The sequence below is a fragment of the Vreelandella aquamarina genome (assembly GCF_044805175.1).
In the GTDB taxonomy this organism is placed as follows: domain Bacteria; phylum Pseudomonadota; class Gammaproteobacteria; order Pseudomonadales; family Halomonadaceae; genus Vreelandella; species Vreelandella aquamarina_B.
On sequence record NZ_CP085232.1, the window covers coordinates 1,892,715 to 1,914,480 of the forward strand.

The following is a 21,766-nucleotide window of genomic DNA, read 5'->3' on the forward strand; positions in this document are numbered from 1 at the left end:
AACGGCAGGCAGTAACCCTGATCAGTAGACGCTCGCCCATACCGAGACTCCCCATGCCCACTTCCCTCGCCCACCACTATCATCAAGCGCTGCGCGACCAGGATATTCTCCACCAGCTGCATACCCACTACCCCGATGGTCCCACGCTGCACCAGCTTGCTCCGCTGGACCAACTACACATCGGCGGCATTGCCGCATCCACAAGGCTGCTTGAACTGCTGGAACCCAACACCCAGCACGTGCTGGATATAGGCGCAGGATTAGGCGGGCTAATGCGCCAAGGGGCCGAGTTGGGTCTTCATATCACCGGGCTGGATATTACCCACCGCTTTAGCGCACTCAACCAGGCCATTAGCCGCTTGGCACTAGGCCATCAGGGTACAGGGCCAACCCGTGGCACGCTGCACTGGGTAACCGGTGATGCCTGCGCGCTACCGTTTGCCAATGCCAGCTTCGATGCCGTGCTGTTTCAGCACAGCCTAATGAATATGCCCGACCCCGACAAAGTGCTTGCCCAGTGCCGCCGCGTGCTGCGCCCTGGCGGGCAGCTGGTCATGCATGAAGTCGTCAGCGGCCCTAACAGCGAAGCGTTGCTATTCCCAGTGCCCTGGGCCGAAGGGCCAGCGCATTCGCACCTGCTCTCGTTACCCGAGCTGACCCAAACATTAGAAGCAAGTGGTTTTAAGATTCAGCACTGCGAAGACTGGAGCCACACCGCGCTGGAGTGGCGTCAGCGCCAGCGGCAAAAAGAGCAGGCCCCGCGTACCGCTGTGCTCTCCCCGCAGTGGGTGTTTGGCGAACGGTTTATGTGCATGGGTAAACATTTATTGGAAAACCTGGCGAATGGTGCAATTAACGTGGTGGAAATCAGCGCTCGTTGCTAGGCTGAGAAGGATAACGCCAACGAGAAAGGATAAGAGGAAGGCCAATGAACCGCTTGGCAAGCACCCTGCTCTTGAGTTTATTCGGCACTATGCTGCCCTTTAGTGGGTGTTTTGCCGATGAAGACGTTCCTGTTATCTCTTACGCGACCCCAGACAGTGAGTTAATGCGCCTGGATAACGGCGTGGTGCTGGAAGGCAGCGATTTAAGTAGCCTAGATAGCTACACTTCTGGCTTCCGTTTAACCGCAGGGTTCAGCCCCTGGCAGCTGCCACAGTTAGATATTGGCGCTGAAATTGCCTACCGTGAAAGCGAAGAAGTCCCTATCGCTTCAAGCGTCAATCCCATGATTATGGACACCTTGAGTCTTGGCGGTGCCATTGTGGCGGGTATCCGCATGGGGGCATTTAGCATCTACGCCAAATCAGGCCTGACCGAATGGCGGGGCGACGCCGATCAACCCCTGGCAGACGATGGCGGCACTGCCCTATTGCAAGGCTTCGGTGCCACCGTGACTATCAATCGCTTAGTCAGCCGCTTAGAGTACGAACGCATTGATGCTCCAACGCTAAGCCACCTCAATATGCTTAGTGCATCAGTGCATATGCCGTTCTAATCGTCTTTTACACTGCCTTGTTTTTGTTGCCCTCGTGGGCGGATACCGTCCAAATCGGCACATCTTTCTGATGTAACTCCTGCCACTCCTGGTTCATCGCGACGTTCGATAATCAGCGCCTCTTCCAGCTTCTATCAGCAGCCCTTTGGGCGGTTCGATATTGGCCTTAATCTCGTGCTTGAATTCACTAATAAATAAATGCCTGAATAAAATAGCCGGCCATGGCGATTCCTTAACCTCACTGCGACTTGACTTCCCTGAGCAATCGGTTAACGTACTAGTACACTAGTACATGACCAACCACTCGGTGGCACGATGTCCTTACACGATACGTTTCAAGCTGACCTGGTGCGCCACCTGCTTGCGATCGACACGCCCGACGCAATGGATGAGGCGCTGGCCAGCCTGCTTACGCCAGCAGAGTACCAAGAAATCAGCAAGCGCCTACAGATTTTTAAGCTGCTGCGCGAGGGCGTGCCCCACCGCAAAATTGCCGAAACCCTAGGCGTGGGTATTGCGACCGTGTCACGCGGATCACGCGCGCTGACGATGTTAGCCTCTTCACGGAATGATCACTTATGAGCACCACCGATACGGCCGCTGCGGCAGGCCCCCAGCCGTTCACTCTGCCCCGCAAGCCTCATTACGTTACCCTCGCGGCGGACTGCGACTTCTTTGCCCTGTTCCAAAAAATCGAGCGGCGCTTCGATACCTGCTACATGCTGGAATCGCTAGGCGAAGATAGCCATATGGCGCGCCACTCGATTATCGGCTTCGACCCCGAGTACACGCTCTACGCCAATGGCACCACGCTGACCATTGAAAGCCGCGACGGCGATGCCAACCACTACCCCAGCGACAACCCCTACGAGCTGCTACGTAGCCTGATCCCGCAGAACATTATCTCGCGCAAGTACGCGGGCGGGTTAAGCGGCTACCTGGGCTACGACGCCATGCAGTACTTCGAGCCGTCGCTGACGCTGAAGGCCAGCGACGACTTCGATACGTTCCGCTTTGGGCTTTATAAAGACGGCCTCATCCTCGACAAGATGACCGGGGAAGTCACCTACTTCTACTACGACAATAGCCGCTACGAGTTTCTGCAGACGCTGATCGACACTGACGACGAACCCGCAGGCCCGCTGCACATTACCGCACTGGGCGACACCATGAGCAAAGCCGAGCACGCCGAAGCGGTTGCCAAGGTGAAGCAGGACATCATCGACGGTAAGGTTTTCCAGTGCGAAGTGGGCTTTAAAAAGCGCTTTCGCATTCAGGGCGATACCCTGGCGCTTTACGACCAGCTACGCACCATCAACCCCTCGCCGCAGATGTACTACGTCAAATTCGGCGAGCAGAAGCTGATCGGTGCCAGCCCCGAGCTGCTGTTCCGTCTGCGCCAGGGAGAAATGGAGACGTTTCCGCTAGCGGGCACCACCCTGCGCGGCCAAACGCCCCAGGAAGATACCCAGCTTGCCCGCGCGCTGCTCAACGACCCCAAAGAGATCGCTGAGCACAATATGATCGTAGACCTGCACCGCAACGACATTGGTCGAGTGGCCCAGTTTGGTACGGTGAAAGTACGCAGCCTGATGGATATTAAGCGCTTCAGCCATGTTCAGCACATCTCCAGCGAGATCGTCGGCATCATCGCCGAAGGCGAGGACATGTTCACCGCGCTGGCCAGCAACTTCCCCGCGGGCACACTAACCGGCGCACCCAAGATTGAAGCGATGAAAATCATCGATGACCTGGAAACCGATGGGCGCGGCCCCTACGGCGGCGCGGTGGGCCAGTTCTCCTTTAACGGCGACTGCACCTTTGCGATCCCCATTCGCACGGTGTTCGTCAACGGCGAGCGCGCCTACGTGCAAACCTGTGGCGGCAACGTGTTTGATAGCAACGCCGAGGATGAGTACGAAGAGATCCGCCGCAAATTCGCCGGCACCCGCAAGGCCTTGGCCCCCTTTATGGATACGGAAACGGAGAGCCCCGCATGAAGGTGCTGATCATCGATAACTACGACTCCTTCACCTATAACCTCTACCAGTTTATTGGTGAGATTCTGACCACGGAGAAGAATCGCGGCGGGCTGCCTCATTTTGAGATCGTAGTGAAGCGCAATAACCAGATCGACTTCAAAGCCATCGAAGCCATGGCCCCGGATCGCATCATTATCTCGCCCGGCCCCGGTTCGCCGGACGACCCGCGCTACTTTGGCGTATGCGCCGAGGTGATTGAGAAACTGGGCAAAACCACCCCGCTGCTGGGGGTTTGCCTCGGCATGCAGGGCATTGTGCATGTATTTGGCGGCAAGGTAGTGAAAGCGCCGCTGCCGATGCACGGTAAAATCAGCCCCATTCATCACAATAACCAATCGGTATTCAACGGCGTGCCCGACCAACTTGAGGTGATGCGCTACCACTCGCTGATTGCCGATGCGGCGACGCTGCCGGAGTGCCTGGAAATAACCGCCACGGTGGGCGCACTCACCGCCGACAGCTTTGCCGAGCGCAGCCGCTGGCAGGCGGCGGGTGAGTTTGAGCTGATGGGCGTGAAGCACCGTGACTACCCGATTCACGGCATTCAGTTTCACCCAGAGTCGTTTGCCACCGAGGGCGGCAAAGAGCTGATTGCCAACTTCCTGTTTTCTGACCGTTACTAACGCACCTACTGGTAACGAACCCACCGGGCGGGCACCCACAGGTACCCGCCCCCTGTTACCGCCCTTTGCCCTCATCGCCCAACGTAAACGAGGGCGGGTCGCTAGCGGGAAAAGTGTCGTCGGCGGCCTCATCCAGGTCGCTTTCCGACCATACCGTTTCCGTGTTATCTGCCGTGTAAGCGGTAAAGTCCTTCAATAAGCACCACAGCCCCTGGCTTTTGGCCAACGATTCCGGCTTTACCCAAAAGTGCTGCCCGGAAGGCGTGCGTATTTCGACATTTCGGCGCTCACTTATCCTCACCACCTGCCCGACTGGCAGGCCGTGGTGATCGACTACCTTGGCGTCTTTCAGGTTATCGTCTGCCATCCTAGCGTCCTCTTCGCATTCCTGAGCCGTTCACTCTTCAACGTAGTGGCTCTATGCGAACGACAGCAAGCCGCGCGGAAAACTTTAGCTTTTAGCAAGCCAATGCGCTGCGACTAGCGCTTGCCCCGTGCGCGAGGTGGCTTGCCGCCTACTGGCTTACCGCTTGGACGGCCGCCCTTCACTGCGCCCTTACTTGCCCCCTTCGCCACCGGTTTGCCGTTGGGTTTACCGCCGGGCCTGCCCTTACCTTTAGCGGCCGGTTTGCCAGCGGGCTTTCCTTTGGCGCTCGGTTTACCGGGCACGGTCCCTTTGGCCTTGGCGTCTTTACGTACTTTGTTACCCGCCTTGGCGCTGGGGGAGGCGCGCTTAGCCGTCGGTTTCTTACCTTTCGCGCTATTCCCACTACCGTTGTAGTTGGGCCTGGCGGGCTTTTTCTTCTCCGGCGCGGCTTCCGAGGTTTCGGTGAGCGCGATGATTGTGTCGATCTCTTTAGAAGTAAGGTCGCGCCAATCCCCCAGCGCCAGCCCTTTGAGCGACACGTTCATGATCCGGGTGCGCACCAATTGCGTGACTTCATAGCCGAAGAATTCGCACATGCGGCGAATTTGACGATTGAGCCCCTGCACTAGCGTGATATTGAACACAAAGGTGGACTCTTTGACCACCTGACACTTTTTGGTCATCTGCCCGAGAATCGGCACGCCGCCCTGCATACCGGCAATAAACTCGTCGGTGATCGGTTTATCTACCGTCACGACGTACTCTTTTTCGTGGTTATTGTTGGCGCGCAGGATCTTGTTGACCAAGTCGCCGTTGTTGGTGAGAAAGATTAGCCCCTGGGAGTCTTTATCCAGCCGCCCAATCGGGAAAATACGCGTCCCGTGCTTCACAAACTCAACGATATTGTCTTTTTCCGCCGACTCTGTGGTGCACACAATCCCTACCGGCTTGTTCAGCGCGATAAGTACGAGATCCTCCTCTTCTTGGGGTTCGATCTCCTGGCCGTTGACCTTTACCCGATCCCCCGCGACCACTTGGTCACCGGTGGTTGCCCGGCGGCCGTTAATCCACACATTGCCCTGCTCGACAAAGCGATCCGCCTCCCGGCGGGAACAGAGGCCGCTTTCGCTGATGTATTTATTGATACGGGTAGATTTTCGTAACGTCATAAAACGCCATATAACCTAAATAAACGTTAAAAAGAGGAGCCGGGCTGCTTGAGGAATTCGACCTCTTCCGGGGTCGAGGTTCTACCTAACACCGCATTGCGGTGCGGGTAGCGCCCAAAACGATCAATAATCGCCTTGTGGCGTTTCTCGAATTCTAGATTGCTCTCCAGCCCCGGCTGGTCGAATAACTGCATGGCCACCATATGAATGGCCGCCGACTCGCTGTGCATATAGGGCATATAGAGAAAGCTGCGCTCCACCGCCGAGAGCGACTGATCCGCCCCGCTGGCCACCGCTTCCTGGGCCAGCGCTAACGCCAGCGTGTCGCTGGCGAACGAGCGGGCATCATCGCGGTAGATATTACGAGAGAACTGATCCAGCACGATCACTTCCGCCAGCCGCCCGCGAGCCGAACGACGCCACTCAAAGCACTCGCAGACCGCAGCTTTTTCAAGCACATCGCTAAAGCGCTCGATAATCTGTTGATCCATCTTGGGATCTTTCTTAAACCACTGGGCTGGCGACAACTCCTGAAACCAGAAAGCCAGCACGGCCTGAGCGTCTGTGGTCATGTTTCTGCCTCCAACACCGGACATAAAGAAAAGCGCCGCCACCCATCGGTAGCGGCGCTGGTGGGCTGTCTTCAGCTTAGCCGGTGTTACGCAGGCCAGCCGCAATCCCCGCCATGGTGACCATCAGCGCGCGGGAGAGATCCGGGCTAATCGCCCCATCAGCATCGCGGTTACGCTGCAGTAGCTCGGCCTGCAGGCCGTGCAGCGGGTCGATGTAGGGGTTACGTACATCAATCGCCTGACGAATCAATGGCGTGTTCTCCAGCAGTTTTTCCTGCTGCAGGATGTCCAGCACCACGTTTTCCAGGCGCTCGAAGCGCTCACGGAGCTTTTTACCCAACGCTTTTAGCGACGGCTCATCCACCAAGCGGTGCTCGTAGTAGGCGGCAATCGCCACATCCGCTTTGGCTAGCAGCATCTCTAGCATATCAAGGTAGGTGCCGAAGAACGGCCACTGGGTACGCATCTCTTGCAGCACCTCCCGGCCGCCGGGCTGCTCCAGGCGGCGGGAGAAGGCTTCGCCGCTGCCAAGCCAAGCGGGCAGCATCAGGCGGATTTGCGTCCAGGCGAAAATCCAGGGGATCGCCCGCAGGGTTTCCACCCCGCCATCCTGGCGGCGCTTGGTGGGCCGCGAGCCTAGCGGTAATCGGCCCAGCGCACCTTCCGGCGTCACCGCGCGGAAGTAAGGCACGAAGTCAGGGTCTTCGCGTACTACGCCCACATAAGCGGCATGGGCGACTTTCGCTAGCTGATCCATCTCCTCGCGCCAGTGGGGCTCCGGTGCGGGCGGTGGCAGCAGCGTGGCTTCCAACACCGCACAGGCGTAGATTTCCATAGAGCGGAGGGCGATATCCGGCTGGCCGAACTTGAAGCGAATCATCTCGCCCTGTTCGGTCACCCGCAGGCTGCCGTTCACGGAGCCTGGCGGCTGAGAGAGAATCGCCGCGTGGGCCGGGCCGCCCCCACGGCCAACGGTGCCGCCACGACCGTGGAATAGCGTTAGGTCCACACCATGTTTCTCACACACGTTCACCAGCGCTTCCTGGGCGCGGTACTGGGCCCAAGCGGCGGCGAGCTGCCCGGCATCCTTGGCGGAGTCGGAGTAGCCAATCATCACCTCTTGGCGGTCTTTGGCCAGGGCACGGTAGCCCGGCAGCGACAGCAGTTGGTCAATCACATCGCCCGCGTGGTCCAAGTCAATCAGGGTTTCAAACAGCGGCGCGATAGGCAGCGTGACCTGCCCACCCACTTCTTTCATCAAAAGCGCCACGGTGAGCACGTCGGAAGGCTCGGCGGCCATCGAGATAATATAAGTACCCAGCGCCTCGGCGTGCTCCTGGGCGATCACCTTGAAGGTATCGATGACTTCCCGGGATTCCGCCGAACACTCCCAGCGGCGGGGGATCAGCGGGCGGCGGGACTCCAGCTCCGCGAGCAAAAACTCCTGGCGCTGGGCTTCGCTCCACTCCTGATAGTGGCCTAGCCCCAGCGAGCTGGTGAGTTCTTCCATCACCTGGGCGTGGCGGCTGGCTTCCTGGCGCAGGTCGAGCTTGGTCAGCGTGACGCCAAATACGGCCACACGCCGTAGGGTATCCAGCAGCGCGCCGTTGGCGATGGTATCCAGCCCCACGTCGCACAGCGAGCGGTAGCAGGCCAGCAGCGGCGCGTAGAGTTGGTCGCGGGTTTCGATGATCGGCCCGCCGTCGTAGTTGCGGCCATCCAGCTGCGCTTTGGCCCAGTCGCGGGTGGATTCCATTTTGGTCAGCAGGCGTTTGAGCAATTCTCGGTAGGGCTCCGCCACATCGCCCACTTCAGCTTTTAGGGCGCTGTTGGCTTTCCACATGGAGAGCTCGGTTTTAAGCTGCTCTAAATCCCGCAGGTAGAGGTCCGCTGCCATCCAGCGGCCCAGCAGCAGCACTTCCTGGGTGACTTTGGCGGTGACATTCGGGTTGCCGTCGCGGTCGCCACCCATCCAGGAGGCGTAGCGAATCGGCGCGGCATCTAGCGGCAGGCGCTCGCCCGCAGTGTCCAGCAGCAGGTTATCCAGGTCGCGGTGAAAATCCGGCACCGCCTGCCACAGCGAGTTCTCGATCACCGCAAAGCCCCACTTCGCCTCATCCACCGGCGTTGGGCGTTCGTGACGAATCTCGTCGGTATGCCACGCCTGACTAATCAGCTCTTCCAGGCGGCCTTGGGCGCGGGCGCCACGTTCGGGGTAATCTTCCGAACTCTCAATCGCGGTCAAGCACTCATCAATGGCGTCGTACTTCTGGATCAGCGTGCGGCGGATAACTTCGGTGGGGTGGGCGGTCAATACCAGCTCGACGCGCATATTGGCTAGAGTTTCCACCAGTTTACGGGGCGAGTTACCGGCCTGTTGGGCACGTGCTAACAACTCTCCTAGCGCTGGCTGCGAGCCGGGTTTGTAGTCCTCGACCCGGCGAAACCGCGCCCGATAGTGCTGCTCGGCAATGTTAGCCAGGTTCAAAAACTGGTTAAAGGCGCGGGTAACGGGTAAGAGGTCGCGCTCGGGAAGCTGGCGCAGGTACTCTATCAACTGGCGCTGCTGCAGTGAGTCGCCCTGGCGACCCCGCTTGGCATGGGCACGAATGGTTTCGATTTTATCGACAAACGACTGGCCTAAATCGTCGGCAATGGTTCTTCCCAGGCTATCGCCTAGGATACGCACGTTGTCGCGCAGGGATTCGTGTAAATCATGACTCATGGGCGTGGCCTCCTTGCGGGGTCGCGTTGATGTGTTTGATAGTTAGCGTTGTTCTTGGGCTTTAGCGGCTTGCCAGTGGCCTTCCATTTCGTCCAGCGAGGCCTCGCTTAGCGGGCGCTCTGCCTCGGCAAGCGCGCGTTCCACATAGCGAAAGCGGCGCTCAAATTTTGTATTGGTGTTACGCAGGCACTGTTCGGGGTCGGCCCCGAGGGTGCGGGCTAAATTGGTGACGGCAAACAGCAGGTCACCGACCTCTTCCTGGGCGTGCCGCCTATCGCCTGCCGCCAGCGCCTCTTCGACTTCATCCAGCTCTTCGCGGATTTTGTCCAGCACGCCACGGGCATCCGGCCAATCAAAGCCCACTCGGGCAGCGCGTTTGGAGAGTTTGGCCGCGCGGCTTAGGGCGGGCAGCGCCCTAGGCACATCATCTAGCACCGACGGGGCTTCGGTAGCCCGCTCGGCGCGTTCGTCCGCTTTGAGCGCTTCCCATCGGCTATTCACCTGTTGGGTTTTGACTTCTTCGGCACTGACGCCGGGCGGGCGGCGTGACGCCAGGGTGCCCTGCGGAAACACATGGGGATGACGGCGGAGCATTTTGGCGGTCAGTGTGTCGACAATATCGTGAAAGTCGAAGCGCTGCTCCTCGGCACCAAACTGGGCGTAGTAAACCACTTGAAACAGCAGGTCCCCCAGCTCACCGGGCAGCTCATCAAAAGCGCGGCGCTCGATGGCGTCGGCCACTTCGTAAGCCTCTTCCAGGGTGTGGGGCACGATGCTGTCCCAATCCTGCTTGATATCCCACGGGCAGCCCTGCTCGCGGTCTCGCAATACGGCCATTAGGGTGAGCAAATCATCCAGGGTGTGGCGCATCAGGCCCCTCCTTTGCGGGCACTTTTTTCGGGGTCGGCGTTACGCAGGCGGCGCACTTCGGTCACGTTGGGTAGCTGCTGGATGCGCGAGAACAGCCTGCCGAGAGATTCCAGACCGTCCACTTCCAGGGTAATCCTCAGGCGGGCAATGCCTTCGTCAGTGTCGGTTAAGGTATTCACCGCCAGCACGTTGACCTTCTCGTTGCCCAGCAGGCCCGTCACATCGCGTAGCAGGCCCGAGCGGTCCCAGGCTTGAATCTCGATGGTCACCGGGTAGCGAGTGTGTGCCCGCTCGCCCCACTCCACCTCGATAATGCGCTGGGGCTCTTCCATACGCAATTGGAGAATGTTGGAACAATCCTGGCGGTGGACGGTCACTCCCCGCCCCTGGGTAATAAAGCCCACAATGGGCTCACCGGGCACCGGGCGGCAGCAGTTGGCCATGCTGGTTTTCAGGTTGCCCACCCCCAGCACGGTGATATCGCTTTGAGTGGCCTTGCTGGGCTGGCGGCGTGGTTTTGCCAACAGGCGGTCGAGCTGCTCCTGGTCGTCGGTTTCACCAAACAGCTGTTGGGCCTGGTGCAGCACTTGCCCAATACGCAGGTCGCCAGCCCCCAGCGCCGCGTACATATCGTCGGCGTTTTGGTAATTAACGGCCTTGGCGAGCTTGGTCAGGTCCAGCCCTTCCACATCCAAGCGGCGCATTTCGCGCTCAAAAAGTACCCGACCTTCATGCAGGTTTTGGTCGCGGGCCTGGTGCTTAAACCATGCCTGGATTTTTGCCCGGGCGCGGGAGGTGCGCACATAGCCAAGGCTGGGATTCAGCCAGTCGCGGCTGGGGCCGCCTTTGGTGGCAGTAAGAATCTCGATCTGCTGGCCGGTTTTGAGCTTGTAGGTCAGCGGTACGATACGGCCGTTAACCTTGGCTCCCCTGCAAAGGTGGCCAATTTCGGTATGTACCCGGTAAGCGAAGTCGATCGGCGTGGCGATACGCGGCAGGTCGATGACGTGCCCATCGGGGGTAAAAACGTAGATGCGGTCTGGGGCGACATCGCTGGAGAGGCCCTCGCGCAGGTCGCCAAAGCCGCCCACTTCGTCCTGCCACTCCAATACTTGGCGCAGCCAGGCGATTTTCTCTTCGTAGCTGCGGCTCTTGGCGTTGGTATCGTGGCCTTTATAGCGCCAGTGGGCACACACCCCAAGCTCTGCCTCGTCGTGCATGGCAAAAGTGCGGATCTGAATCTCCAGCACCTTGTTTTCCGGCCCGAGTACCGCCGTATGCAGCGACTGGTAGCCGTTTTTCTTGGGGTTGGCAATGTAGTCGTCAAACTCGTTGGGAACGTGGTGCCAGCGGGAGTGGACAATCCCCAGTACGGTGTAGCAGTCGGTGACTTCCGGCACCAGAATACGCACGGCGCGTACATCGTGCACTTGCGAGAAGTCGATCCGTTTGCGTTTCATTTTGCGCCAGATGGAGTAGATGTGCTTGGCTCGGCCACTCACGTCGTAACGGTGAATGTGTTGCGCTTCCATCAGGCTTTTGAGGGTTTCGACGACGTCGTGAATATAGCGGTCGCGGTCAAGGCGCTTCTCCGCCAATAGCTTGGCGATGGCCTTGTACTCATCCTCGTGCAGGTAGCGAAACGAGAGGTCTTCTAGCTCCCATTTAATTTGGCCAATGCCCAGGCGGTGGGCCAGCGGCGCGTAGATGTCCGCGACTTCACGGGCCACCTGCAGACACTTCTCCCGGGGGGCATCTTTTACCTGCCGCAGCGCACAGGTGCGCTCGGCAATTTTGATCAGGGCAACGCGCACGTCGCCCACCATATTCACCAGCATTTTGCGCAGATTTTCCTGCTGGTTGTGCTGGCTCATGCCATGGTTGGGTGCCAACGGGTAGCTAATGGCGGCCATTTGCAGCACGCCATCGATGAGCTTGGCGACTTCATCCCCAAAGCGTTTGGTCACCGCCTCCAGGCTCAGCAGTCCTTCCCGCACGGCGCGGTAAAGCACGGCCGCCTCTAGCGCTGGCTGGTCGAGCTTCAGGTCGGCGAGGATGTCCGCCATCTCAAGCCCCATGCGGAAGCTGGAGCCGGGCGACAGCCACACGCGATGGGTTCGAGGCGCTTCCCGATCTAACTGCTCGGCAAGCTCGCAGGCTTCCTGCAAACGCTCGGGTTCACGTAGGCGCACATCTTCTTGAAGGCGCGTTAACCATTGTTGTATGTCCACCTTTCCGCTTTCTGTTAGCGGCTGGTCTTCACGCACTTTCACCATGACTATGACTCTTCCTTTCAGGGTGGCAGCGTTACCTACCGCTGCCACCAAGGCTCGCTGCAAAGGGCAAACTAGCCCGCGTATTCAAACAGCATTAACGTTTCCATGTGGGCAGTGTGCAGAAACATATCCGCTACTGCGACTTGCTTAACACGATATCCCGCATGCACAAGGTGTGCCGCATCCCGGGCTAGCGTGGCCGGGTCGCAGGAAACATAGGCCACCTTGGGTATCCGGTGGCGGCCAACCGCTTGGCAGATAGCTTCCGCCCCACTACGTGATGGGTCCAACACCAGGGCATCGACGGGATGCTCTCGCAGCAACGCTTTGACCATATCGGCATCGTTAAGGTCAGCCTGCCGGGCACTAACATTTAGCCGGTTGCGGGCAGCGTTATCGCCCAGGCGTTCCACCATGGCCGAACTACCCTCTATGGCGTGCACCTGGGCACCGGCAGCCGCAAGGGGCAGGCTGAAATTACCAATGCCGGCGAACAGGTCTAACAGCCGCATCCCAGAGGCAGGCGTTAGCCATGCTACCACTTGGGACACCATCTTTTGATTGACCTCGGCATTTACCTGCAAAAAGTCACCTGGCGCAAACTGCAGTACCAGTTCAGGACCAACATCTTCCTGCGCGGGCGACACACCAAGCGCACTCAGCGAAAAGCGCTCTTCCAACACAGGCTCTGCACCATGCCAGTGCAAGGACGGTGCCTCTCGCCCTAACCATGCGCCTAAACTCACTTGATGCTGGTCGGCAAAGGCTTGCCAGCGCTGCCAATCCTGCGGCTGCTCTTTAAGCTGTCGCAGGAGTATCACGGTGGCCTGCGGCGTGGCGAGCAGTTCAATATGCCCCACGGCACGCGGGGCATCCAGCTCGCTTAGCTGCTGTTTTAGAGGCGCGATTAGCGCTTGCAGGGCAGGTACTAATATATGGCAGTGGTCGATATCCACCAGCCGGTGGCTGTTGGCGGCACGAAAACCTAGCCGAACACTTCCCTGGCCGTCGACTTTAACACCTAGCCGCGCCCGTCGGCGGTAACCTTCCTGGTGCCCAGAAATCGCCGCCACCTCGCCAAGTGGTATGCCTTGGCGCGCCATTAATTCGCTAACGACTTCACGCTTGTGGGCGCGCTGGGCACCCACCGCCAGGTGCTGCAAATCACACCCGCCGCAGTGTCCGAAGTGGCTGCAAGGCGGCGTCACCCGCTGGGGCGAGGTAGTCATCAGCGCTTTCACATGCGCTTCATCAAAGCGCTTGCGGGTGATGTGCACCGCCACCTCAACCTGTTCGCCCGGTAGCGCTTGGTCGACAAACACGGTTTTACCCGCCGGGTTATGGCTAACGCCACGGCCATCGTGGGCTAACCGTTCAATCACCAGCGGCGCCGAGGAGTCGCTAGTGGCAGCCGCACTCTTGGCCGCCTTGCCGTTGCCGCTTGGCTGGCGCGCCAGCCCGGAGTGGCCGGAGGCGGGACGCGGCGGCCGCCGCTTACCCAACATAGCCATCTATACCTCCGGGGCAAATAAGCCCGTGGAGAGGTAGCGGTCACCACGGTCACAGACAATAAACACGATGACCGCATTTTCGGTTTGTTCAGCAATGCGCAGCGCACCCGCCAGGCTTCCGCCGGATGAGACCCCTGCCAGGATGCCCTCTTCCCGGGCCAGACGGCGCATATGCGTTTCCGCTTCTTGCTGGCCGATATCCAGGGTGACATCTACACGCGGCGCTTCGAAAATCGCCGGCAAATACTCTTTGGGCCAGCGGCGAATACCGGGGATACTCGCCCCGTCAGCGGGCTGCAGGCCTACGATCTGAATGGCGTCGTTCTGCTCTTTAAGATAGCGCGATACGCCCATAATGGTACCGGTGGTACCCATGGAGCTGACAAAGTGGGTAACTTCGCCACCCGTTTGCCGCCATATTTCCGGGCCGGTGGTGCGGTAGTGGGCCAGCGGGTTATCCGGATTGGCAAACTGGTTGAGCGGCTTGCCTTCGCCACGAGCAATCATGGCATCCGCGATATCGCGGGCCTCTTCCATGCCGCCCTCTTTGCTGGCCGTAATCAGCTTAGCGCCGTAGGCTGCCATCGCCTGCTTGCGTTCTGCGGAGGCGTTTTCCGGCATAATCAGGGTCATGTTGTACCCTTTAATGGCCGCCGCCATGGCGAGCGCGATGCCGGTATTGCCAGATGTTGCCTCAATCAGCGTGTCCCCTGGAGCAATCTCACCACGGGCCTCTGCCTCGCTGAGCATAGAGAGTGCTGGACGATCTTTCACCGAGCCCGCCGGGTTATTGCCTTCGAGTTTGGCCAGCAACGTATTATTCTTTCCAGCGGTAATCCGCTTCAGGCGAACCAACGGCGTATTGCCGACCACATCTTCAAGCGTGGGATAATTCATCGAACATTCCTTATCGTAACCGTTATGCTGCATTATATCGGTGCTGCCTGTGAGTGGACAGGCAACCTTCCAGATTCAACGAGCTTCTTTCATGTCATTAAACACGCGCCTGCTGTTTGCTCTGCTTGGTTTCCCACTGTTGGTCTACGCCGTTATGGCAATATTGCTTGTTATCCAAAGCGACCTAGGAGGACGCGACGAGCTTAAAGAGCGCTTAATCAGCGCTGGTGAGTTGATGGCTCCCAGCTTAGGCGATGCCATGGCCGACGGGGATTTACAGCGCCTTGAAAAGCTCGCTAGGCAGCTGTTGGAGCATCGCGGGCTGCGAGCCGTGACGCTGTTTGATGAACAGGGCAACCGTCTGCTGGTGCTAGGTAGCTCTATGCCACCGCCCAGACTGGATGCACCAATGGCAACGGCCATCACCATGGAAGAGGACGCCTGGCGGCTGCGGGTGCCGCTGGGCAGCAGCGACACCCTGCGCATGACGAACGGGTGGTTAGAGGCTGAGATGGATACCCGCACCCTAACGCTTGAGCGCTATAAGCTTATTGCAAGCCTGAGCCTTGGCGGTATGTTGCTGGGGTTACTGCTATTTTTAATCGCATTTGCCATTAGCCGCTATGCTACCCGTCCAATCGAAGAGGCTAACCAGGCACTTTATCGCCTGTCGCGTGGCGACTACAGCTTGCTAATATCATCGGCCAAGCCCACCGAGCTAAAGCAGCTGGCCGATCATATCAACCGTTTAGCCGAACATTTCCAGCAGGCCCAGCGGGATATGCAGAGCCAGATTGAGCAGGCCACCAGCGAGCTGCAGGAGTCGATGGAAACCATCGAAGAGCAAAACATCAAGCTGGACCTTGCCCACCGCAGCGCGCTGCGCGCCAACGCTGTCAAGTCCGAATTCCTGGCCAACATGAGCCACGAGATACGCACACCGCTCAACGGTATCATTGGCTTTTGCCGCTTGTTGGGCCGTTCCTCCCTGGATGCGCGACAAAAAGAGTGGCTTGAGCATGTTCGCCGCGCCTGCGACAACCTGCTTATGCTGGTGAACGATGTGCTGGACTTCTCCAAGCTGGAAGCCGACCGGCTAACCCTGGAAGAGGTCGATGTCGATATTGTTGCCCTGGTTGACGAAATTATTGGCTTGCACGCCCCTGAAGCACAGCGCAAGCAGCTGCACTTGGTCGCCATGGTATACGACGATGTGCCGACTCCCTTATGCGGCGACCCGTTACGCATTCATCAAGTGTTGAACAACCTGCTAGGCAACGCACTGAAATTTACCAACGAAGGCGAGATCATCATCCGCGTTATGCTGGATAGCCAAGAGGGCCAGCATGTCGTACTGCATATTAGTGTGAGCGATACCGGCATTGGTTTAAGCGACGAGCACCAGCAGCAGCTCTTCAGCGCGTTTTCACAAGCCGAACCCAGTCACTCCCGCCAGTTCGGCGGCAGCGGTTTGGGGCTTACCATCTGCCGCCAGCTGATTCAGCGCATGGGGGGTGAAATCTCAGTTGAGAGCGAGCTGGGTAAGGGGTCGACTTTCTCCTTCACTCTGCCTCTTATGGCACACCAGGCGGCCGAGCGCCCGCCGGAGCTGACGCTGGATAATCCTACAATTCGCCTGTATGAAACGCACCCACCTACCCGCCATGTACTGGAACACCTCCTGGTACGTTGGGGCGCACGCCCGGTGTCGTTTATTAATGCCGGTAATGAGTCGCTGTTGCTGTTATGCCTAGCACAGAGCGACTTTGAGGGCGACCGCAAGGCGTACTGGCAGTCTGTCATTGCACAAACCCCGTGTCCGGTCATCATTTTGGCCAACACCACTAGCTTCGATCTTCCCGCATGGGAGCTACCCTATGGTGGCGAGATGCTGTGCAAACCATTTACCAGAACGCAGCTGGTAACCACCCTACGCCAATTACTGCAGCCCCAGCCACTCTCCGTGGTTAGCGAAGCCGCTAGCAAACCGTCGCTTGCCCCTCACCTGACCATTTTGATCGTTGACGATAACTCGTCAAACCGTGAACTGTTAAAAGCCATGCTGGAGAGCGATACGTTGCGTATTGTGCTGGCTGAAAGCGGCCAGGAAGCGCTTGAGTTTGCGCGCCGCCATACTGCCGATATGGTGTTGATGGATATTCGTATGCCAGGTATGGATGGCATCCAGACCACCCAGGCGCTGCGGCGTATTAATAATAGCTGGGCACGCTGCCCGATTATTGCCGTCACGGCCCATGTATTGAGCACCGAGCGTCAACAGTGGTTAACCGAAGGGCTGGACGACGTGCTGGTTAAACCCATCGACGATGCCCAGCTGCAGCAGTTATTGCAGCGCTTTTTAGGGATGACGCCCCGCCAAACAGCGCCTGCCGAAACCGTACCTAGCCGCCAGGTGCAAGCGCCTCCCAGCTCGTTACCGGCGGTGGATTTAACCCTGGGGGCGCGCTTGGCCGGTGGCCGAGAGACCCTGGCCAAGCAGCAGTTGGTAAGGCTAATTGACAGCCTACCGGAGAGCGAGCAGCAGATACGCGACGCCTTTCAGGCAGGCGACCTAACGGCGCTGCTGGACTGGGTGCATGGGCTAAACGGAGCCAGCCGATACTGCGGCGCGCCAGAGCTAGCCCTGCTGGTGGAAACTCTGGAAACGCGCCTGCGGACCAGCGGCCTGCGCCATGTGGAGGCGCTGTTGGACGAGCTGTACGCCGCCATGGCGCGCCTTAGCCAAGAGCGCGCTTCGCTGGTGAACTAACTGCCCCATCGGGGGCTGCTGGTTAGTTCTCTAACACCACAAAGGCGACGGCGTAGTCGGCTTCGTCGCTGAGCGTAATATGCGCGATGGTCGCCCCGCTGGCGACGAACCGCCGCTGCGCTTCACCGCTCAGTATTAGGCTGGGCTTCCCCAGGGCATCATTGATTACCTGAATATCGCCCCATTGCATCCCCTGGCGAAGCCCAAGGCCCAGCGCTTTCACAAAAGCCTCTTTCGCCGCAAAGCGCTTGGCAAGATAGGCTGCTGCTTGCCCCTTCTCCTGCCACACCGCCTGTTCATCGGGCCCCAGGATACGTTGGGCAAAGCGCAGGCCGTGACGGGCCATCGCCTGACGAAAACGTTCAACCCTCGCGATATCCGAGCCGATTCCCACAATCATATTAGTGGCCGCAGCAGTGGTGGCCATCGCTGTGATCGTGATCGTGGTCGTGGGCGTCCAACGCAGCCATTAAGCCCGCTTCTTGGCCCGCAATCATCAGGCGCTTCATCTCCTGCACCGCCTCTTTAAGGCCAACAAACAGCGCCCGAGCGATAATGGCGTGGCCGATATTGAGTTCGTTTACCCCTGGCAGCGCTGCGATGGCTTCTACATTGTGGTAATGCAGCCCATGACCGGCATTGACGACCAAACCAAGGGAGACCGCATGAACAGCTGCAGCATTCAGGCGCGCGTACTCTGCGTTAGCGGCGTCACTCCCCGGCTTTGCCTCAGCGTAAGCTCCGGTATGCAGCTCGATGGTGGGCGCGCCCGCGCGCTTGGCCGCATCAATTTGCGCCTCATCCGGATCGATAAATAGCGATACATCACATCCAATTGCAGCGAGACGCTGGCAGGCACTGGCGATATGATCGAAACCGCCGACGACATCCAACCCGCCTTCGGTGGTCAGCTCCTCGCGCTTCTCGGGCACCAGACACACATGGGCCGGGCGTACCTCTTCTGCTAGCGCCAGCATCTCCTCGGTGACCGCCATTTCCAGATTCATGCGCGTATTGAGCACTTCCGCCAGCAAACGCACGTCACGGGGCTGGATATGGCGGCGGTCTTCGCGCAGGTGGACAGTAATGCCATCGGCCCCCGCCTCTTCCGCCAGCAGCGCTGCCTGGATCGGGTCAGGGTAGCGGGTGCCGCGGGCTTGGCGCAGCGTGGCGATATGGTCGATATTAACGCCGAGTAAAATCCGTGGGGGATGCATAGCGGGTCTCCAATCAATAAGCAGCGATAGGTCATTATCGCGTTTAATAGTAACGGTGGCTCACTAACGCTGGCGGCGGCGGGCTAAATCAAGCATCAGCTCCCGGGAGCGCAGTGCCGTTGGGCCAAGATGAGGCGCCAGCGCTGCCCGCATGACCGCTTTCAGCGCGTTCGCCAAGCCGGTAGGCTGCCAATCACCCTGCTCAATGTAGCGCAGGGTACGGCCTTCAATGCCCTGTTCGGCGGGTAGAAACGCACGGCTGGGAGCATCAAAGCGGTAACGTTGATGCGGGTCCAAAGGACTCCCTTCCGGTGTACAAAAGCGCGGTGTCGCCTCCAGTACGTCTAACAACGCCCACTCGTAGCGCCTGAGTGCCAACCCCCGCTCTGCGGGCACCGGCAGCGCTTCCAGCAGTGCGCTATAGAACGCAAAGACATCGGTGGCAGCAAGCTCGAGGGGGAGCAAGCGAGTGGCAATTTCATTGGCGTAGAGGCCGCACAGCAGGCCTTCCCCAGCCAGCAGCGCGGTGTGCCCACGGGACTCCATGAGCGTTAGCCGCTTTAGCTCCCGCTCTCCCCGCCAGGATACAAATAGCGGGGTGAACGGCTGCAGCCGCTGGCGGGATTTAGAGCCGGGCCGCTGGCCGCCGTGGGCCACCGCCCGAATACGGCCATGGTTGAGGGTCAATAAATCGACCAGCGCGCTGGTTTCACGATACGCCCGACGGTGCAGCAAAAACGCAGGCTCTGCGGTCATTGCCGTGCTCAATCGAGATCGTAACCCAAGCTCTTCAGCGCCCGCTCGTCATCCGACCAGCCGCGCTTCACCTTCACCCACAGGTTAAGCATGACTTTGGTGCCCAGGGCACGCTCCATATCTAGGCGCGCTTCGCGGCCGATGCTCTTGATCCGGTCGCCGTTTTCACCGATCAAAATCACTTTCTGGCCCTGGCGCTCCACCAGAATCAGCGCGCTAATATGCGTGACACGCTCGGTTTCACGGAACTCTTCAATTTCAACCGTCATCTGGTAAGGCAGCTCGTCACCCAGCTGGCGCATGACTTTTTCACGTACCAGCTCCGCCGCCATAAAGCGCAGGCTTTTATCGGTGATCTGGTCTTCCGGGAAGAAGTGAATGCTCTCCGGCAGGTGCTTGGCGACCTCTTCTTCCAGGGTCTCCACCTGAGTGCCATGCTTAGCGGAAATGGGCACCACGGCGGCAAACTCGCGGCGGGCGCCGACATCGGCCAGCCAGGGCAGCAAGTCGCCTTTATCCTGCAGGCGGTCGACTTTGTTGACGGCTAGTATGACCGGCGCTTTCACGTGCTCCAAGCGCTTCAGTACGGCTTGGTCTTCGTCCGTCCAGCGGGTGCGGTCGATGATGAACACCACGCAGTCGACATCGCGAAGCGCTTGGGTCGCCGCCTGGTTCATGAAGCGGTTGATGGCCTTATTGCGGTCTTTGGACATGATATGCATGCCCGGTGTGTCGACGTAGATAAACTGCGTCTCTTCAACGGTTTTAATGCCCATTACCTGGTGGCGGGTGGTTTGCGGCCGCCGCGAGGTAATCGAAATTTTCTGCCCCAGAATCCGGTTCATGAGGGTTGATTTGCCTACGTTGGGACGGCCAACGATGGCCACGAATCCGCAGGTTTGGCTCATGATTTGTCTCCAGGGGGTTGTTCGAGATAGGACAGTGCTTCTTCCGCCGCCTGCTGTTCAGCATGGCGGCGGCTGGGGCCTTTACCAGTGGTATGCTCGCTTAGTAGCTCAATGTAGCACTCCACGGTAAAGGTCTGGGCATGCGCCTCTCCCTTTACAGAGACCACTTCATAGCGCGGCAGCGCCGCTTGGCGCGACTGCAAAAACTCTTGTAAGCGTGTTTTAGGGTCTTTTTGGGTATCTTGCAGCGAGATGTTTTCCAGGCGCTCGGCGTACCAAGCCAGCACGCGTTCGCGCACGGCATCCATCCCGGCATCCAGGTAAATTGCACCGATCACGGCTTCCACGGCGTCTGCGAGAATTGACTCACGGCGGTGGCCACCACTCTTCATCTCACCAGAGCCTAAACGTAAACACTCACCGAACGCCATTTCCCGCGCCAGCTCGGCCAGGGTTTGGCCTTTCACCAAACGGGCACGCAGGCGGGAGAGCTGCCCTTCCCGGGCCTGGGGAAAGCGCTGGAACAGCGCTTCGGCGATAACAAAGTTGACGATAGAGTCACCCAGAAATTCCAGGCGCTCATTGTTACGACCACCGTAGCTGCGATGGGTCATGGCCAGTTCCAGTAGCGTCGGGTCGCCAAAGGTATGGCCGATTCGTCGGCAAAAAGCGGTTAAGGAATTGCTCACAGTGCTCCTACGTCATTGACGTTAACTAAGATAACCACACTAACGGTTTGCAAATTATGCTGTTTCATTCAATACGCCGCACGCTGGTAAAGCTGGGCAGGCCGCCATCCCAGTGCATCCACACGGCAAAGGCACGGCCAACAATATTATCTTCGGGCACAAAGCCCCAGTAACGGCTATCGTTGGAGTGGTCGCGGTTATCCCCCATGGTGAAGTAGTGGCCTTCTGGCACCACGACTTCGCGCATTTGCGGGCCTGGGTCACGGGGGTTGTTATAAATAAAGTGGCTCACCTCACCCAGCTGCTCTTCCAGCAATAGCTGTTGGGGGGAGAGGTCCGGCCCCTCTTCGATGAGCGCTTTGGCTACCGGTTCACCGTTGACGTATAGCTGCTTGCCTTCATAGCGGATACGGTCGCCGGGTAGGCCTACCACACGTTTAATGAAGTTGACCGACGGCTCCTCGGGGAAGCGGAACACCATCACATCGCCCCGCTCGGGCTCGTCCACCTCTAGGAAGCGGTGGTGAACAACGGGCAGCCGCAGCCCATAGGCAAACTTGTTCACCAGGATGAAGTCGCCAACTTCCAGGGTGGGCTTCATGGAGCCGGAGGGAATTTGAAACGGCTCTACGATAAAGCTGCGTACCACCAGCACGACGAGCAGCACTGGAAAAAACGAGCGCGAATAGTCGACCGGCCATGGCTCTTTGAGCAGTTTTTCACGGGTCGGCGCATCCAGGCCCTCCATGGTGGCCGCTTCGGCCTTGGCCACACGTTCACGGCGCTTTGGCCGTAGCACCAGCACATCCAGCAGGTAAATTGCCCCAGAGAGTGCAACGGCGAGTACCAGTAAGAGTGAAAAATCCATGCGGGGTT

Annotated in this window: 20 protein-coding genes; 6 read left to right on the plus strand and 14 right to left on the minus strand. The window is 58.9% G+C overall.

Annotation, left to right across the window (positions count from 1 at the left end):
* Positions 1-53: 53 nt before the first annotated feature.
* The 5 genes from LG300_RS08915 (at position 54) to LG300_RS08935 (ending at position 4,163) form a co-directional block, all read left to right on the plus strand.
* Positions 54-884: a class I SAM-dependent methyltransferase gene (locus LG300_RS08915; RefSeq protein WP_404374641.1), complete on the plus strand. Its 831-nt coding sequence runs from the start codon at positions 54-56 to the stop codon at positions 882-884.
* 44 nt (positions 885-928) lie between these two features.
* On the plus strand, positions 929-1,498 hold the full coding sequence (locus LG300_RS08920; RefSeq protein ID WP_404374643.1) for a hypothetical protein: 570 nt from the start codon (positions 929-931) through the stop codon (positions 1,496-1,498).
* 315 nt (positions 1,499-1,813) lie between these two features.
* Positions 1,814-2,080 carry a Trp family transcriptional regulator gene (locus LG300_RS08925; protein WP_083026323.1) on the plus strand — a complete coding sequence of 89 codons (267 nt, stop codon included), beginning with the start codon at positions 1,814-1,816 and terminating at the stop codon, positions 2,078-2,080.
* Positions 2,077-3,498, plus strand: coding sequence for an anthranilate synthase component I family protein (locus tag LG300_RS08930; protein WP_404374645.1), 1,422 nt, complete (start codon positions 2,077-2,079; stop codon positions 3,496-3,498). The genes LG300_RS08925 and LG300_RS08930 overlap by 4 nt, the downstream gene beginning before the upstream one ends.
* On the plus strand, positions 3,495-4,163 hold the full coding sequence (locus tag LG300_RS08935; protein WP_404374647.1) for an anthranilate synthase component II: 669 nt from the start codon (positions 3,495-3,497) through the stop codon (positions 4,161-4,163). Before LG300_RS08930 ends, LG300_RS08935 begins: the two co-directional genes overlap by 4 nt.
* A gap of 55 nt (positions 4,164-4,218) precedes the next feature.
* Here LG300_RS08935 and LG300_RS08940 read toward each other — a convergent pair whose 3' ends face one another.
* The 8 genes from LG300_RS08940 to cysM form a co-directional block, all read right to left on the minus strand.
* Positions 4,219-4,530, minus strand: a complete 312-nt coding sequence (locus LG300_RS08940; RefSeq protein ID WP_404374649.1) for a hypothetical protein — start codon at positions 4,528-4,530, stop codon at positions 4,219-4,221.
* Between the two features lie 113 nt (positions 4,531-4,643).
* Complete coding sequence (gene rluF / locus LG300_RS08945) at positions 4,644-5,699, minus strand: 23S rRNA pseudouridine(2604) synthase RluF (protein WP_404374651.1); 1,056 nt, start codon at positions 5,697-5,699, stop codon at positions 4,644-4,646.
* Between the two features lie 26 nt (positions 5,700-5,725).
* Entirely contained in the window at positions 5,726-6,271 is a 546-nt protein-coding gene (locus LG300_RS08950) for a DUF924 family protein (protein ID WP_404374653.1), read from the minus strand.
* Positions 6,272-6,347: 76 nt separating this feature from the next.
* The gene (gene ppc, locus LG300_RS08955; protein ID WP_404374655.1) at positions 6,348-8,996 is read right to left on the minus strand and encodes a phosphoenolpyruvate carboxylase; all 2,649 of its coding nucleotides are present in this window, start codon (positions 8,994-8,996) and stop codon (positions 6,348-6,350) included.
* A gap of 42 nt (positions 8,997-9,038) precedes the next feature.
* Positions 9,039-9,866, minus strand: coding sequence for a nucleoside triphosphate pyrophosphohydrolase (gene mazG, locus LG300_RS08960; RefSeq protein WP_404374657.1), 828 nt, complete (start codon positions 9,864-9,866; stop codon positions 9,039-9,041).
* The gene (gene relA, locus LG300_RS08965) at positions 9,866-12,142 is read right to left on the minus strand and encodes a GTP diphosphokinase (RefSeq protein ID WP_044628368.1); all 2,277 of its coding nucleotides are present in this window, start codon (positions 12,140-12,142) and stop codon (positions 9,866-9,868) included. Before relA ends, mazG begins: the two co-directional genes overlap by 1 nt.
* Before the next feature lie 71 nt (positions 12,143-12,213).
* The gene (gene rlmD / locus LG300_RS08970; RefSeq protein ID WP_404374659.1) at positions 12,214-13,653 is read right to left on the minus strand and encodes a 23S rRNA (uracil(1939)-C(5))-methyltransferase RlmD; all 1,440 of its coding nucleotides are present in this window, start codon (positions 13,651-13,653) and stop codon (positions 12,214-12,216) included.
* On the minus strand, positions 13,654-14,550 hold the full coding sequence (cysM, locus tag LG300_RS08975; RefSeq protein ID WP_404374661.1) for a cysteine synthase CysM: 897 nt from the start codon (positions 14,548-14,550) through the stop codon (positions 13,654-13,656).
* Between the two features lie 91 nt (positions 14,551-14,641).
* Between cysM and LG300_RS08980 the strand changes: the two genes are divergently transcribed.
* Positions 14,642-17,320: an ATP-binding protein gene (locus tag LG300_RS08980; protein ID WP_404374663.1), complete on the plus strand. Its 2,679-nt coding sequence runs from the start codon at positions 14,642-14,644 to the stop codon at positions 17,318-17,320.
* Between the two features lie 22 nt (positions 17,321-17,342).
* Here the strand turns inward: LG300_RS08980 and acpS are convergent, their stop codons facing one another.
* From acpS to lepB, 6 genes are all read right to left on the minus strand, one after another.
* Positions 17,343-17,720 (minus strand): holo-ACP synthase, encoded by a 378-nt coding sequence (gene acpS, locus LG300_RS08985; RefSeq protein ID WP_404378015.1) that lies wholly within the window; start codon positions 17,718-17,720, stop codon positions 17,343-17,345.
* Position 17,721: 1 nt separating this feature from the next.
* Entirely contained in the window at positions 17,722-18,537 is an 816-nt protein-coding gene (gene pdxJ / locus LG300_RS08990; protein ID WP_404374665.1) for a pyridoxine 5'-phosphate synthase, read from the minus strand.
* Between the two features lie 63 nt (positions 18,538-18,600).
* Positions 18,601-19,293 (minus strand): DNA repair protein RecO, encoded by a 693-nt coding sequence (gene recO / locus LG300_RS08995; RefSeq protein ID WP_404374667.1) that lies wholly within the window; start codon positions 19,291-19,293, stop codon positions 18,601-18,603.
* Between the two features lie 8 nt (positions 19,294-19,301).
* A complete protein-coding gene (gene era, locus LG300_RS09000) occupies positions 19,302-20,201 on the minus strand; it encodes a GTPase Era (protein WP_404374669.1) in 900 nt (299 codons plus the stop codon).
* Positions 20,198-20,890 (minus strand): ribonuclease III, encoded by a 693-nt coding sequence (gene rnc / locus LG300_RS09005; RefSeq protein ID WP_044628375.1) that lies wholly within the window; start codon positions 20,888-20,890, stop codon positions 20,198-20,200. Before rnc ends, era begins: the two co-directional genes overlap by 4 nt.
* 64 nt (positions 20,891-20,954) lie before the next feature.
* The gene (gene lepB / locus LG300_RS09010; protein WP_404374671.1) at positions 20,955-21,758 is read right to left on the minus strand and encodes a signal peptidase I; all 804 of its coding nucleotides are present in this window, start codon (positions 21,756-21,758) and stop codon (positions 20,955-20,957) included.
* Positions 21,759-21,766: the final 8 nt, after the last annotated feature.

Excerpts from the sequence above, each read along its gene's own strand:
- mazG (WP_404374657.1), bottom strand. The coding sequence starts at position 9,866 with ATGCGCCACACCCTGGATGATTTGCTCACCCTAATGGCCGTATTGCGA.
- era (WP_404374669.1), bottom strand. The coding sequence starts at position 20,201 with ATGAGCCAAACCTGCGGATTCGTGGCCATCGTTGGCCGTCCCAACGTA.
- acpS (WP_404378015.1), bottom strand. The coding sequence starts at position 17,720 with ATGATTGTGGGAATCGGCTCGGATATCGCGAGGGTTGAACGTTTTCGT.
- recO (WP_404374667.1), bottom strand. The coding sequence starts at position 19,293 with ATGACCGCAGAGCCTGCGTTTTTGCTGCACCGTCGGGCGTATCGTGAA.
- LG300_RS08915 (WP_404374641.1), top strand. The coding sequence starts at position 54 with ATGCCCACTTCCCTCGCCCACCACTATCATCAAGCGCTGCGCGACCAG.
- LG300_RS08930 (WP_404374645.1), top strand. The coding sequence starts at position 2,077 with ATGAGCACCACCGATACGGCCGCTGCGGCAGGCCCCCAGCCGTTCACT.
- lepB (WP_404374671.1), bottom strand. The coding sequence starts at position 21,758 with ATGGATTTTTCACTCTTACTGGTACTCGCCGTTGCACTCTCTGGGGCA.
- LG300_RS08935 (WP_404374647.1), top strand. The coding sequence starts at position 3,495 with ATGAAGGTGCTGATCATCGATAACTACGACTCCTTCACCTATAACCTC.
- LG300_RS08980 (WP_404374663.1), top strand. The coding sequence starts at position 14,642 with ATGTCATTAAACACGCGCCTGCTGTTTGCTCTGCTTGGTTTCCCACTG.
- LG300_RS08940 (WP_404374649.1), bottom strand. The coding sequence starts at position 4,530 with ATGGCAGACGATAACCTGAAAGACGCCAAGGTAGTCGATCACCACGGC.
- LG300_RS08950 (WP_404374653.1), bottom strand. The coding sequence starts at position 6,271 with ATGACCACAGACGCTCAGGCCGTGCTGGCTTTCTGGTTTCAGGAGTTG.
- cysM (WP_404374661.1), bottom strand. The coding sequence starts at position 14,550 with ATGAATTATCCCACGCTTGAAGATGTGGTCGGCAATACGCCGTTGGTT.
- ppc (WP_404374655.1), bottom strand. The coding sequence starts at position 8,996 with ATGAGTCATGATTTACACGAATCCCTGCGCGACAACGTGCGTATCCTA.
- rluF (WP_404374651.1), bottom strand. The coding sequence starts at position 5,699 with ATGACGTTACGAAAATCTACCCGTATCAATAAATACATCAGCGAAAGC.
- rlmD (WP_404374659.1), bottom strand. The coding sequence starts at position 13,653 with ATGGCTATGTTGGGTAAGCGGCGGCCGCCGCGTCCCGCCTCCGGCCAC.
- relA (WP_044628368.1), bottom strand. The coding sequence starts at position 12,142 with ATGGTGAAAGTGCGTGAAGACCAGCCGCTAACAGAAAGCGGAAAGGTG.
- LG300_RS08925 (WP_083026323.1), top strand. The coding sequence starts at position 1,814 with ATGTCCTTACACGATACGTTTCAAGCTGACCTGGTGCGCCACCTGCTT.
- pdxJ (WP_404374665.1), bottom strand. The coding sequence starts at position 18,537 with ATGCATCCCCCACGGATTTTACTCGGCGTTAATATCGACCATATCGCC.
- LG300_RS08920 (WP_404374643.1), top strand. The coding sequence starts at position 929 with ATGAACCGCTTGGCAAGCACCCTGCTCTTGAGTTTATTCGGCACTATG.